The 16,419-nt window shown below is 44.5% G+C and carries 2 protein-coding genes; both read left to right on the forward strand.

The genetic code is table 11. The features are described 5' to 3' along the window. The first annotated feature begins 3 nt into the window (after nt 1-3). Nucleotides 4-15,129 (forward strand): hemopexin repeat-containing protein, encoded by a 15,126-nt coding sequence (locus F6K46_RS22190; RefSeq protein ID WP_293061071.1) that lies wholly within the window; start codon nt 4-6, stop codon nt 15,127-15,129. 415 nt (nt 15,130-15,544) lie between these two features. Next, on the forward strand, nt 15,545-16,405 hold the full coding sequence (locus tag F6K46_RS22195) for a transposase (protein ID WP_293061073.1): 861 nt from the start codon (nt 15,545-15,547) through the stop codon (nt 16,403-16,405). Nucleotides 16,406-16,419 lie beyond the last annotated feature (14 nt).

Consider the following 16,419-nt stretch of genomic DNA (forward strand, 5'->3'; position numbering starts at 1 on the left):
GTCATGAGCATGCAAAACAATATTCCCAATTATGCCGATTTGTTCGGTAACATTGACTTTAAAGAAGGTGATGATGCCCGCTCCGTGTATTCCCCTGCAGCTTATTTAACTGACTTGCTGCAAATGCTAGATGATGAGTTTGATGATGATAGTGTTGATTTTGATACGCGGCGGAGTGACATCAAAGATATCGATCTTGACGCAGAAAATACTAATACCCTAATTCCCTACCTCGATATCGTTAACGAAGTACTCGAAGGGCAAGTGACTGGTGGCATTTCAGCGCTCAAAAGTGCGGTCTATCCCTTCAACATGCCGTTCTCACTGGATAATGAAAAAATCAAAAATCACCTGCATCACCTGGGTATTTCTGCCCATGAATTGCGTCGCTTGTTTGCCACTGATACTGACTACTACAATGTGGCGCGGGAATATCTGGGTCTATCCCTAGAAGAGTTGGAAGCCCTATTAGAACCGGAAACGGTGACGGAGGATGCAGTCAAAAGTGCCTATGGCTATACAGGCGACAGTTTGATCAGCGATATGTCTACTGTAGCCACCTTTATGGAGACTACGGATTTGACAGCCCAAGAGATGCTGCAATTACTGTACCAGAATCTCTACATTGAACCGTCAAACCATTCCGATGTTGAAGCGGGTCGTCATAATTTTTACATTAATACGGGTATTAGCAGTTCTTCTGGCTATGTCACTCTGAATACCGAAGAGACTGAGCTAGTGTGGTATGACTATGACTCGGAAACTGATACTCAAAGTGATATCAGTACTGTGCCTATCGAGTGGTTTGAACGCACCAGCCGTTTTGTACGGTTAGCTCAGAAAACGGGTCTGAGTTTTACTGATTTGGATCATATTCTGCGCCATTGCTGTAAAGTTGATGGTACTCCCACACTGAATGAAAATACTCTGGTGATTATTGCCCAGGTTGTTTATCTGCACAAGACCCGGTCGCAAGCGATTGATAAAGTGGTCGCCGTGGTTAGTGAGATTGACTTTACCGGCAGAACCAACGAAGATTTACCACAGGACCAGTTCAACCGTATTTTCAACCTGCCCTGTGTATCGGTAAATGAAAAATACCTGCACATCAGCGATGTAATGGGCGACGTACCCGAACAGTATACAGAAACCACATATCACACCTACACCCAAATCGACTATTACCCAGACTTGTTCAGCGATGAAAATGATGATTACCGCAAACGTCTGCGCCATAGCTTGGGTTTTACTGATACCGACCTAATTAATATTACCGATCGCCTTGAGTATGAAGAGGTCGCTGATAGCAGTTTGTGGGAAGACACCGAAAACGAATGGCAATTACTAAATGTGCTCTACCGCATTCGCGCCTTGTGCGATGGGCTGGATGTTCATTTTCTCGAACTGTTCACACTCTTTGATCTGCTAGAACAAGACCCCTTTATTAACCGTTTTGACCCCCATACTTACTTTGTTTATAGCGCACCAATTACCCACAAGTGCTTTGAAATCTTTATGGCGGGGTCAGGGGTATACAGCCAAAGCGACCGTGTGATTGTGTACCAGAATCAAAACTATGGAGGGACAAGTCAGGAGTTTTCTCCTGGTGAGTATAACATTTCGGAACTATACGACGGAGTCGGTAACGATACCATAAGTTCGTTGAAGGTACCAACAGGTTGGACAGTGACTCTGTACCAGCATGCAAACTTCCAAGGTAAAACCAAAACCTTTACTGATGACACCCAATGGGTCGAAACAGATTTCGACGACATTGCTTCAGGTATCGTAGTTAAAGGTTCTACCTCCATCATCAACGACCAGCTTTGGTTATTTGAATCCCTGGTTGTCCTGACCAAGTGGATGAAGGAATTCGGTTATTCGCCAGAAATGCTGTGGAAAATTGTCAATGGCGCACCGATGACTGACAAGGAGGAAGTACAGCAGAAGGAGCAGGACCTCGCCCTTTATAATAATTTGTTACAAAGTTTTAAAGCTGGGGAAATTCGCCCAAATACTTTAAAAGAGGTTCTCGGGGATGAGCGTGCTTCTCACTTTGCTTTCAGCCTGATCAAAGGTCACTATGGGGATAAACATGAATATAAACCCAAGCGATGCCGCAAGTCTTCACGGTTCCGTAAGCACATGGCACCGAAGGAACATAAGCACCTCCTGTTCCCCTATAAACGCCGTGAAATACAGGAACTCACTCAAGACTTTATCCAACAACTGGGGACTATCAGCGACTATGAATTTATTGATTTACAACTTGAGAACAAGCTGATTGAGAAAATTTTCAACAACCTTGTTAATCACGAAATAATTGATGGTAGTGGAAAAATCTTAACTGAAAACTTAATCGAACACCAGTTACCACCCATCGCTGACTTTGAAATTGAGTATGATTTCAGCGATTTGAACCAGCAGATATTTGAGCTATTTTATCGCATTTACCAGGAAGCCGTTGATGCCAGGATAGAAGAAAGCGACACCATCGAAGTGCAGGTGTTTAAATCGGATTTAAAAGAACTGGGTCTTACCGAAACCGAAGCCCGAGAACTATACGATAATCTAATTTACAACGGCTATATTGACTCGGAAGGTTATGCCCAGGATGTGTCAATGTTTAGCGACCTTAGTGGTGCTAGCAGCTTTGACTTGACTACAGAACTTGGGGAATTGACTCATCCGGTATACCACCTGCTTAAGCGACAACTGAGTAAATTCAAAGCTAGCAAGGTGAAAATCAGCGAGCAGATTTTTGCCGAGCTTGACTTGAAACCAGTGGCGTTGCAAGACTTGATCGAGAACCTCAAGATGAATCGCTACATTGATGAACATATGTTCGTCAGGGATAAAATGCGTATAGTCGGTGAAAACCCAAGGACTATGGCACTAGCGCTACAGTTTTATCCCCATCGCCAAGAGATATTAAAAGCCTTAAAAGATGCGATCGCTGCTGACAAGGACACCTGGTTAAAGATAGATCGAGTCGAATTAGGTAAAATTGCTGCTACCGCTGTATCGCGCTGGGTATACGAAGACCTACAAGATAGTTACCTGGATGGTAAGGTTTTGCAACCGGGCGCTGGTGCTTTCTTCAAGGAGGAGAGTAACCGCGATCGCTTTAGTCTGCGACCATATTTTGATGTCAGTCAAACTACAATTATTTTCGACCATATTGCTGGTATCATTAACTACGCTGATAATTATCGGCTCAAAGATGAAAACCTTGCCGACCTCCATTTTACTGCTGAGGAAATTCGCGGTCTCAAACAGGTTCTAGAGGAAATCAACGTAATTGATGATAACAGTATATTGTTGGCAGATTGGTTACCTTTCTTCCTGGTACCAGAAAATGCAGCAACCTTCAGCATACCTGGATTTGAGGATTACGATAAAGAAATTTTCTTCCAATTGTACGATATTGCCAAAGCCATTGATGCTACTGTCAAAGCCGTTGACAAGGCAATGAAAGAATACAGCGATGCCCAGGAGAGTGGCATTCTCGAACAGTTGGAAAGTGTGTTGGGTATCGAAAGGTCAGCGGTAAAAGCTGTGTCCAAGGCGGTGTTTAAAACCGACAATAACCTACATTTCCCTTGGTTACAACCGTTGCTGGAAAACGCTAATGCATTGGGTAGCTTGGATGAAATTCCCGACGATATGCATTACACCCAAGCCGTGAAGCGTATTCGTCAGTTAGCTTTGCTGATTAATAAGGAACAGCTCGATATTAACGAGATTGCAATTTTACTTGAGGATCAGGATCTGGTAGCAAAATTCCCAGAAGACATGATTCTACCGGATGATATTACCTCGGTAGATGCAATTTTGGAAAGTCAGGAGTTTATTTACTTATTTAAAGACGATTACTATTGGATCTACTTGGCCCAAGATTACACGCTAATCGACAAAAAAGAGGTGGTCGCTGGTATAGATGAAGACGATGACCTGATAGACCTGCAAAAGGAAGATGAAGAACTACAAAAACGCCTGAAAGAAGACCCCATCTGCCAGTTATTTGACAAAGAAGAACTGAGCCAGGTAGACGCAGCCTTTATCGATCGCTACCGTACCTGGGTAGTGGTCAGTGGGGATTCGCACTACGTGAAATACGCTCATACTGATGTTTGGGACAAACGCAGTAACCAGTTTGGTCAAGTTGATAACGACTTTGACAACCTGGAAATGATCGACGCGGCTTATGTTGATTCCGAAGGACAACTGTTCTTGTTCGCCAATGACAAATACGTGCGGTATTCAGATATCAACCAGGAGGAGAACGGCAAAGCGCGCATAGTAGATTGGGGCTATCCCAAATCCATTGCCGAAGACTGGAATGATGAGAACCAACCGATTCAACTACCGCCAGCTTGGAACCGCGATTTAGGACCTATGTTCGATGGTTTGGACAACTATTGCTACGCATTTTTAGGCGATCGCTATATCTCTTCAGAAGATGGTACCGTGCGGCCAGTGGCAGAGAAATGGGGACACCGCGAATACAACTTTGGTCAAACCGATCACATTGATGCTACCATGGTTGATCTTGAAGGTAACTACCTATTTTTCTTGGATGAAAAAGTGGTCAAATACCCAGGTAGCATAGAACTAGCCAACTTGCAGCCCGAAGAAGGCTACCCGAAACCCATACACCAGGAATTCACTTCTCTACCGGATGAATTTGTTTTAGGCATCGATGCGGCATTGTACGGTCAAGATGAAAAAATTTATCTATTCCGTGATGACGAATTTGTCAGTATCGACCCCAACGCCGACAATACCACCAATGAACTACAAGAAACGCGCAGCAAGTGGGGGATAGTTACCAACCAAATCGCCACCGTAGGTATGGTTGATGCGGCTTTTGTCGGTTTGGACGGTTACACCTATATTTTCTCCGGTGAGCAGTATGTCCGGTATTCTGGCAGCGATTATTCCCAGGTGGACGATGGCTTTCCGCGCAATATCAGTGAAGACTGGGAGGGTTTGACCTCGGTTACAGGTGCGTTTGTTCTAGGTAATAAAACTTACTTATTTGGTGAAAATAACCAGAATACAAACATTTATGTCCGCTATTCTACCCTACGCAAAGATGAGGATGATTACCTGGAAGTAGATGAAGAAGACCCCAATGCTCGCGTAATTGAAACGGTGCTCGCCAACCGCCCGGATGTTGATGAGATCGAAGTCTTTCCGGCCACAGTGGACGACGAATTTTGGAGTTTGCCTGAAAGCATCACGGGAGGTGCTAGCGACTTTCAGATCGATGCGGTTATGAATGGTCCAGATGGTAAAGTCTACTTATTTTACGGAAACGAATATGTGGAACACGACTACGCCAATCGCTGGTGGTCGGAACCAAAAATTCTTTCCGAGCAGTTGAATCGTACTATTACTATTGGCAACATTCATGCTGGTTTTACAGGCATTGACGGCAAAACCTACCTGTTCTACGATTATTCCAATTCCAATAACTACAAGTACCTGCGCTTTTCTGACCCCGAACTCCGTCATTTGGACTATGGCTATCCACGCCCAACTAAAAAGTTCTGGGGTAAAGTACGTAACAATATTGAGAAAACGGGCAAAGTTGATGCTGCACTGGTGGTAGAATCCCGGTGGGAGGAACAAGACGATAACGGTCAGTTGGTGGATATGACAGCTATGCATACCTACCTGTTCTCCGGTGACCAGATATTCCGCTATCAGGGGGATGATTACAGTGCTGTTGAACCCGGTTACCCGCGCTCGATTAACCGCCTCGATCAGGAACCACGTTTCCGGGGTTTACAAATTGGCTTCGGCAATGAGTATAGGGATTACAGCAATGGTAAGCAGCGTCACAGAAAATTACCTTTTAAGGGCTTGCATGCTTCCTTCCCAAAGGGAATAGATGCTGCCTTTGCCGACCAACGCCAGGTCTACCTGTTTAAAGGCAATAGCTTCCATGTGGTCATTGGTGATGAAGATAACTACAAACAGTACACGGATAGCAATTTTGCCAATATTCAGGCTGTAACTCAGGAGAAAGGTGTGAGCTATGTGCTCAGTAGCAGCAATAACACCTGGCAAAAATTCAATCACCTGGAAGCTACTACACTCACGCCAACCGAGGCAACGCCACGTACTGCCGAAAAAGCTGATGGTAAGCTTACCGATGCGATTGATGCTATCTTACATGGTACTGATGGCAAAAGTTATGTTTTTGGTGGGAACCAATACTACGATGTTGAACTAGAGCGCAGTTTTGCGATCGAAAATGTGTGGGGGCGTTCACGCAACCCGATTTATGACCAAGAAACTATTGATGCCGCCTTTGTTGGTCGTGATGGGGTGACCTATGTATTCTCCGGTGAGTGGTTTGTACAATACGACTCCCAAACCTACATAGACCAGACGGTAACCTACCCACCCCGACGCATCCGTGATAAGTGGCGTGATCTAGACAATGTTGCCTTGGCGTATGTTTGGAAGGAAGAAACCTACCTGTTTGAACGACCCAAAGCTGATGGTACTTTCCACTACCTACGTTACAGTAAAGATAGCTACGAGCGTCCAGATCCTGGATATCCCCGTCAAGGCGATTACAGTATGTGGAATATCCCCGAGGAGCATCAAAGAGAAGGTTTTGATGCCATCGATACGATTTTTGTCCAAGAAGACAATCTAATCTTTATCAGCGACCAGAAATTTATCAGCTTTAACCTTAATACGGAAAACTGGAGCTACCCGCAGCCCCTGGAGTTGATATACAGCGGTATTCCCTTTAACAAAACCGATTTCCAAGACCTCAAATCCGGTTTTATTGGTGCAAACGGTACGGCTTATTTCTTCAACCAGCAGTGTTACGTGAGCTACAACAGCACCAATGGCTGGAGCAACGTTTCCTACATCAAAGACCATTGGGGCTTACAGAACAATATTCTCAGCAACAGTGTCAGTGCTGCCTGGGTTAGTGGGGATGGTGTGACTTACCTGTTTGCCGGGAATTCCTATGTACGCTATTCCGGTGCCGACTACCGTTACGTGGATGAGGCCTACCCAAAAGAAATTGCCACTTATCTACGCAGCGAACCCGCCTTTGAATTTATGAGTAAGGAGTTCCAACAGCATCTGGATGCATTAGAGGAAAGATATAGCACTAGCACCACTTCTTTTGATTTCTTTAACGGTTTGCTTGATAATGGGCGCTGTCTGTATTTCTTTACTAGTGACACCTTGTTTACCGGTAGCCCCAACAGATATGTGGCATACGAAATTGACGGTATTGGTCACATCGAAAATTACTTTACCCTAGGTGGTTATATCGATGCCGCTTTCGTTGACACTGAAAATGAAAAAACTTATTTGTTCTCAGGGGAACAATATATTCGCTACACTGGCGATCGCTATCGTTATATTGATGAAGGCTACCCGAAAATTATTGCCGAAAGTCTGGCTGAAGACCTGGGGATCGATAGTTTGGACGAAGACTATCGCAACGGGATTGACGCAGCATTATACCACAACGAGCTCGGCTTGGTGTTATTTAACGAGCAAAAATACCTTAACGTGACCAACAATGGCACAAATAGCACCAGTACCGAAGGTAATATTGACATCTGGGGAGTGCTCGATAATGCCTTCACCAGCGGCAACTCCATAGATGGGGCTTACGTAGACGAGCACGGTGCTCTGCATGTATTCAAGGATGAGCAGTTTGTGCGCTACAGCGATACCGCCGAACTATTTGACCTCAACCGCTATGATGAACCGCGCTACGTAGATGAGGAATACCCACGCAAAATCGAAGAAATATGGCCCCAACTCGATAGTAGTATCCTTACTACTGATGTTGGTGTTGGCACGGTGTTTAAATTTGAAGATCAGATCTACTTCCATACCGAAGACAATTTTGTTACCTACAATCTAGACCTCACTGACCAATACGAACAGAAGCCAGTGCAACTATTGGCTTACCGGTGGGGCGAATGGTCCGACTACTTGTTGAGCGATGTACATACCATTAGCCGCTTTAAAGACTTAGGACAACGCTTTATGGGTGGCGAACTCACCTTGACAGAATTGGTCAGTGGTGCTAAAGGAGAAGTGAAAGAACCCTACATGCACTTCGCCGCAATCTTTGGGTTTGAGAAAGAAGAAGTGCGCTGGGTCAAACAGCGTAATGCCTTCCTAGCAGAACAAGTGAATGCGATTGAAGAATATTTTGATCTGGAACTTGTACTACGCTTGTACGATATCCTTGCCACCACCCAACGCTTGCGGGTGGATGTATCGGAATTGTATAACGATGTTTGGCTTAATCTTTATAACAGCACTACAGATTACAGTGCTGCTGCGACTGGTGCCTATGATCTACTGGTGGGGGTTGACTGTGATAACAATTACGAAACCCTGGTTACGCAAATTACTAATGAGTTAAATACCATCAAGCGTGATGCGCTGGTGCCCTATGTAATTGCCAAGGATAGTGATGTTACTACTACCCGCCAGCTTTATCAAAAGCTACTGATTGATATTCAGATGGATAGCAGTGCTGAAACTTCCCGTATCAAGGAAGCGACGGCTGCTATCCAATTGTATTTGCATCGCTATTTTCTCAATTTGGAAGATATTGACCTCAACACAAGCGACCAGGAAGCTACCCGTTTGGCGCTGAAAGAACGCTGGGAATGGCTACGTAATTACCGCGTATGGGAGGCGAACCGTAAGGTTTTCTTATACCCAGAAAACTACATTCGTCCAGAACTGCGCGATAGCGATATGAAAACTTCTGGTTTCAAAGCACTTGAGGCAAGCTTATCACAAGGTCAACTTACTGAAACCAGCATCGAAGAAGCTTACTTAAACTATCTCGACAGTTTTACGGAGGTCTCTCAACTAAAAATAGCTGGGGGTTATGTATATGACGATAGCAGTTCGGAAACCGGCGATCAAAAACTGGTACTTTTTGGTCACACCCGCACTGACCCGATGCGTTATTTCTATCGCTTTGCTACCTTTGTTGGGGGTGATAGCGCTGCTGCCATCTGGGAACCCTGGGAAGAACTAGACATCAAGATTGAGGCTACCCGCGTAGAGCCAGTGTTTGCCTTTAACCGCGTATTTGTATTTTGGGCGGTATTGGAGGAAAATTTGGAAGACCCGTCCTCAGCCACCATCACCACCGAAGACGAAAATGACACTGAACAAACAGTATCCTCGTCGGGCAACACTCACCAAGAAGTAAAGGTCTACTACTCCTTCTACAATCTCAATAAGCGCTGGACGCAACCCCAACTACTCCAAACTACCTTTGAAGAAAGTGAATTAGAAGAATTCGATGATTTTGATGCTTCCCATCCCTTCTACATACTTGGGCTGAAGAGCACTACGCATATCTCTAAGGTGGGTTTGTTTGTCGAGAACTCCACCAAGTTAAGCCAGAACGAGACGGAGCATGACGATTACGAAAACATCTACATCAGCGTGCGCTTCTATCTAAATCAAACTTTATCCTTAGAGAGCTTGGGAAGACAAATATATGAGAAAGAAAGTGGTCCCCATTACAAGGCATTTAACCTGACCCGCGAACTTTACTCCCAGGAAGCCGATCCCCTAATGTTTGAAGACCAGGGACAGGAATTGTTCAAAGAGTTGTTCGAGGAGGGTAATATCGAACAAGATAACGTAGTGATGTTGAACAACAGCAGCAACTCCATGGATGGTCCTTGGTTTGCTTATAACCACAAGGGTTGTGGCTTTTTGGTGAAACCAGATGCAATCTCCCTCGACAGTGATACGGATCTGACTACTGGGGTAAGTGACCTTCCAAGTCTTTCCAATTCCAACATCTCATTAGAAGGGGATACAACTATAACGGCTGCAGTACAGGTGTATGATGGGGGGGATATTTACTATTTCCTATCAGATCAGACCTACGTCAAAGTCTCAGCGGATGGTACCGTCTCAGAACAAGCAGCCATCAACAGCCGCTGGGGTATAGTTGATAGCCCAACCAATATGCAAATCACTGGTCATGTTGATTCGGCCTATGTCATTGACAATCAAATTTATCTAAGGCTAGATGGGGATATTTACGAATATACCGGTTCTTTTAGCACCTTGGTGACGAGCACCTATGAAGCAACTGACATGCCAGATGGCTGGAGTAGTATTGATGCCGCTTTTACCAATGAGAACGGTGTAAACTTCTGGTTTAATAATGATTTGGGTCTTGTATACCGCAGCGACACCAACAGTACAAAATCAATTCGTACCACTTTTGGTCTACCCGAAGGCGAGACGGGATTATTCAGTGGCCTTAGTGCTGCCGCCGTTTTTAACGATAAGTTACACCTGATTAACAATGGCAATAACAACAATGGCAATTACACCGTGTACGCCTTAGGTGAGAGCAGTTCCCAACAAACCGACACCAATGTTCAAACCGTTTTGAATATCATGTTAGAAGGTGTAACTGAGCAAACAATCGAGTTACCAGAAGCTCGACTGAATGACAAGGCGATCGCAATAATGGTGATTGACGGTCATGGTCTGTGGATTAAGAGTTTAGAGAACAACTATATAGTAGAACAAAACAGTCTACAGGACTTAGTGCCTAGTCCTTTCGACGAATCTGAACAGGACCAAGACTGGACTTCTGGTCTCAATTATACTGACACCAATGGTAATTCGTATTACCTAGCTTTTTACAGCACACACAGCGGTATTACCAAAGATAACAGCATTGCTAAAGCTTGGAGCAAAGATGCAAGTGGCAGCAACTACCAGGTGATAGATTTTGGCAACGATAGCAATTTGTGGATTTCTACACTCTACAATACCGGTGTTAATGTTACTGGTGCTTTTACTACTGCCGGTGGTTATATTGCGATCGTCACTGATCAAACCACTTATCACCTGTTCGACAATAGTCTACAGCCAGCAGAAATTCTTACCAAGCTCAGCGATGATACTTACTCCGGAAACCTGAGCGATCTTAACCTGCCGGTGTATCTGAACACCACCTTTAACAATGTATGGCTGGACAATAAAGTCGATGCTGCCTTTATTGGTACAGGAGATTTAGGTACTCAAGACGCATTGTACCTGTTCTGCGGTAACCAATATTTGTGCTTTACTCAAGAAAATGGGAGCTTTTCAAGCTCAGCAGACTACTCCGAAACGCTGAATACTAACACTGAGGGCTTTCCACAGTGGAGCCAAATTGATGCTGCTTTCACTTCACCTGGTGATGGTGTTTCTTACTTTTTTAACAACAGCAATCAATTGTATTATAGCAGTGCCACTCAGGAAGCCTACACCACGATTGATGTTTGGGGTGTAGAGTCACGTACGACCTTGCAAACCGAACAGCAAGTGGATGCTGCTTACGTATTTGGCGGTTATCTATATCTAATAGTTAACACCGATAATGGTACCGAATATTACCGCTACACCCTGAGCACTGATAATGAAACGGTTCCGGATTACATCTACGATGACTACCCCAAAACCTATGCCGATACCAACAGTAATATCGATGCCGCTTTTGTAATCAACAATTATGTTTATCTGTTCTCCGGCACGGAATACTATCGTCTCGAAGAAAATGATACAATTGAACTAGGCACCGCATCACCAATTGTGGGTAGTTGGGGCAATCTTCCTTCAGAGATTCGTGATTTCGGTCTCTCTGCATCCCTAAACCATGTCGATGGGAACATTGAAACTCTGTACCTGATCAAAGGTAATGCCTACATCAAGTACGAAATGAGTAATGATGAGCAAGCTCAGCCTTACGAAATCAAGGACGTGAAGTATGAGTTAATTCGCCTCACTTCCAGCACTGCGGAACAACTCAACCAACTGCTGTTTGCCGATGGTATTGATGAACTGTTGAAACTGTCAACTCAGGAGATTAATGAATCCCCCACCCTCACAAAGGATGGGGAGTCTACGCCTTATAATATCAAGATGAGCGCAGACAAGTTCAGCACGGAGCCAACCAACAGTCATCTTGACTTTAACAGTGCCAACGGCATTTATTATTGGGAAGTGTTCTTCCATGCTCCTTTCCTGATTGCACAAACCCTTAATACGGAACAGCAATTTGAGTATGCCAAGGAGTGGTACGAATATATTTTCGACCCCACCGAAACCTCAGATTACTGGAAGTTCTTGCCCTTCCTGGCTGCTGACCCGGATGCACTAATGGCCAGTTTGTCCTATGATATGGACGAATTTGTAACTTTATTCAATGAAGGAACTGAAGAAGGAACTGTAAACGTAAATGAAATAGACGGTGTAAGCGCAAGCGAAGTAGAGTCCACTGTATCAAATGCTAGTGATGTAGTGGAAAGTATGGCTACTGTACTAGCACCTTTTCAAGAAGTGTTCTTGGGGCTAGTGAACCAAGATTTATATGAAGAAAGTTCTGGTAAATATTTGGCCGAAATTGAAAGCTGGGATCAATTCTCAGAATTGAATACGGTAATATCAAACCTTAGTTCATATCTGAGTAATGGTAATATTACTGCATCTACAAGTGATAGTGAATTACTCAATACTTGGGTAAGCGAAATGCAGGAAGTGATGGAGATCATCAAAAAACTCGACTTCCGCATCGACTTGATGAGCAACTACAACGCCCAGCTTACTGTGTACCTCGAAGACCCCTTCGACCCCCATGCCATTGCTGACCTGCGTCCCCTTGCTTATCGCAAAGCCATTGTCATGCGCTATATCGATAACTTGCTTGACTGGGGGGACATGCTGTTCCGTCAGTACACCCGCGAAAGCATTAACGAAGCGCGTATGCTTTACATCCTAGCCTACGACCTTTTGGGTGAAAAACCGGAGAATATGGGTCGTGTGGTGTTGGAACCCACCCAGAGCTATAACAGTTTATACACAGACGAAGATGGTAATCAGGTAGAACCGTCGGAGGCCTACGATTTTCTAATTGACCTGGAAAACAGCACCACTGACGGCATGGTAAATGAACAAAGTCTGAGTTTTGCGGCCACTCAGTTCGATACCGTCACCAATCCCTATTTCTTTATTAAAGAAAATGAACTGTTTACAGAATACTGGACGCGGGTGGAAGACCGACTTGGGAAAATCCGTGCCAGCCTGAATATTGATGGTGTAGCCCAACCTTTACCATTATTCCAGCCCCCAATCGATCCCATGGCTCTAGTAAATGCGGCTGCCAGTGGGGGTGGTATAACTGCTGCTGCCATGGCTGCTGCTGGTGCAGCAAGTGTGCCAGATTACCGCTTCAGTTCAATGATGGCCAAAGCTCGCGATTTGGTTGGCAAGCTCAAAAGCTTCAGTGACAACCTGCTCTCAGTCCTGGAGAAGAAAGACTCGGAAGAACTCAGCTTGATGCAAAACAAGCAGAGCGCGATGATTTTGGACATAGTTACGTCCTTGAAAAAAGAACAAATCAAGGAAGCAAAAGAATCCCTCGCGAACCTCAAGGAAACCAAAAACAGTGCCATAGCTCAGATAAATCACTATGAAAACCTAATCTCTGATGGGTATCTGCGAGAAGAGAAATACCAACTCGATCTGATGATGAGTGCTGCCATAATGCATCAAGTAATCTCCCTGGGTCAGATTGCCAGTGGTTTGTCCTACGTTGCACCGCAAATTACCTTAGGTGCCTTTAGTTTCGGGGCTACTGCTGGTGGGAAAAACGTCGGCGATATGATGACTCGATTTGGCGAAGCGGTTCAGACCACTGCTGAAGGTCTTAGCATGTTCGGCGAGATGTCCGGGGTGGCTGCCCAGTTTAAACGTTCTAAGCAAGAGTGGGAGTTGCAGAAAGAGATGGCTGCCAGCGAAGCGATCCAGCTCGACTATCAAATTGCAGCCCAAGAACACCGGATCAAAATGTCAGAAATCGAATTGCTCCAGCATGAGAAGGACATTGAAAATAACGAAGTTATTACCAAGTTCATGAAGAGTAAGTTTTCCAATATGCAGCTCTATAGCTGGATGAGCAGCAAAATCTCCGGTTTATTCTTCCAGACTTTTAAATTAGCCCACGATTACGCCAAAAAAGCCGAGCAAGCCTTTATTTTTGAAAAAGGTATTAAGGCGGGTGAAGTAAACTATATCAATGGCATGTACTGGGAAAACCAGTATCAAGGTCTGCTGTCAGGATCCACACTGGAACTGGATCTCGATCGCATGGAAAAAGCTTATGGCTCAATGGACAGTCGTCGTCTGGAAATAACCAAGACTATTTCACTGTTGGAAATGGACCCCCTAGGGTTGTTGCAACTAAAAACCAAAGGTTCCTGCACCTTCCGCTTAAGTGAGGAGTTGTTCGATTACGATTTCCCCGGTCATTACAACCGCCAAATTAAAGCAGTTTCTCTCGCTTTTAATGTTGGCGAAGGTCAGAAGGTAAATGCTACCCTAACCCAGCTCAGCAGTAAACTGGTGATGGATACCGATATCAAAGCGGTGAAACACCTGATAGACCCGGCTAACGAGGCAACTACCAACGTGCGTGCAGATTGGCGAGCCAATCAGCAGGTGGCTCTGTCCCATGTAGACCAGTATACCGAGAACAGCGGTATGTTTGAGTTGAACTTTGGTGATGAACGCTATCTACCTTTTGAAGGTACTGGTGCTGTTTCTAACTGGAACTTGGAACTAAATGGTAAGAAAGGCGATTACAATCCAAACGATTTGCTTGATGTCACAATTAAGCTACGTTACACCGCCAAACAAGGTGGTAGCCGCTTTGCTAACGAAGTCAAAGGTGTGCTCAAGCCCTATAATGCTACCAGCTTCTTTGACCTGGCTTATAATTTCACCGATGAGTGGGCTGCTTTGACCGAAGGCGAAACCAATGATGTGAGCATCACCTTTACTCAGGATATGTTCCCCAATATGAGTAGCAGCAGAATTATTGGGTTGTTGATTCGCTATGAATACAAAAACGGTCAGGGTGGGGCGTTCTTTACCATCAATGACAATTTACAAGTGCCGAATAACACCTATCTACAACCAACTACTCTCAGTGTTGGTCAGAAGGGCAGTGAGTGGAAATTTACTGTCAAGGGCGATGCTAGCACTTTGGAGAATGCGGAGATGGTCTTGGTTTACAAGGCAAAGATTTAAAGTAATAAGTAATAAGTAATAAGTAATAAGCTCGTAGGGTGCTGTGACACTATGCTTGATTGTAAACGATCAATACCGGTTTTCGTGTCACGCACCAACCAAGGTCTTGTTAAAATTGCGTAAATCCTAAAGTAATAAGTAACAAATTACTAGTTACGTAACTGCTCCAGGCTGAAAGCCCCGTGTTTTTAAACCGGGTCAGAAGTTACCGCAAAAATAAGGCAGCCTTTATGGTTGGTCGGCTATGGGTAAAAGGGTTAAAACTTTATGATTAAGGCTGCCTTATTTTAAGGTTTCGTCTCCGGGATGAAAGCCTGGTAGCGACTTTAGTCGCCGTTAAAAAGATTTGATTTTGAGTTGACGATTTTCGCTTAGCGTGTTAGCGTAATATTATATCAGTTGAGGTCGAGTTCTGATGATTATTCTAGAGTTCAAAGCGTACGGCAAACCCCTTCAATATCAAGCCATAGACAAAGCAATTCGGACGGTTAAATTTATACGCAATAGCTGTATTCGTTTATGGATGGACAACAAAGGGACGGGGAAATATGACCTTAGTAAGTACTGCAAGATTCTTGCTAAAGAATTCCCTTTTGCTAATGAATTAAACTCTACCGCCCGACAAGCTGCGGCTGAAAGGGCATGGTCATCAATTTCTCGCTTTTTTGAAAACTGCAAGAAAAAGGTTCCAGGGAAGAAAGGTTTTCCCCGTTTCCAAAAACACTGTAGATCGGTTGAATACAAACAGTCAGGGTGGAAGTTATCCCCTGACAAAAAATCAATCACCTTTAGTGACAAGAAAGGAATCGGCAGGCTAAAGCTCAAAGGTACCTGGAACTTGTGGCGCTTCGACAAAAAGCAAATCAAACGGGTTCGGATAGTCAAAAGGGCTGACGGGTACTATATTCAGTTTTGCGTCTCTGTTGATGTAAATGAACAACTGGCACCGAGCCACTCGACTATTGGATTGGATGTAGGACTAAAAGAATTCTACACTGACTCTCTTGGGAACACTGAACCTAACCCCCGTTTTTACAGAGCGGGAGAAAAGGCTATCAAGTTTTATCAACGTCGGGTTTCCCGAAAAAAGAAAGGCTCATCCAATCGGAAGAAAGCGGTTAATAGATTAGGTAGACAACACCTTAAAATAAGTAGGCAGCGTGAAGAACATGCCAAGAGACTGGCTAGAAGTTACCGCAAGAAGAGTGCAGCCTTTATAGTTGGTAGGCTATGCATCAAAGGTAACAGGTTTTGTTGTAAGGCTGCACTCTTCTAAGGTTTCGTCTCCGG

The organism is Moorena sp. SIO3E8 (assembly GCF_010692445.1).
GTDB classification, from domain to species: domain Bacteria; phylum Cyanobacteriota; class Cyanobacteriia; order Cyanobacteriales; family Coleofasciculaceae; genus Moorena; species Moorena bouillonii.

What these genes read in the sequence shown, in the direction of transcription:
- F6K46_RS22195 (WP_293061073.1), top strand. Translation starts at nt 15,545, where the DNA reads ATGATTATTCTAGAGTTCAAAGCGTACGGCAAACCCCTTCAATATCAA.
- F6K46_RS22190 (WP_293061071.1), top strand. Translation starts at nt 4, where the DNA reads ATGAGCATGCAAAACAATATTCCCAATTATGCCGATTTGTTCGGTAAC.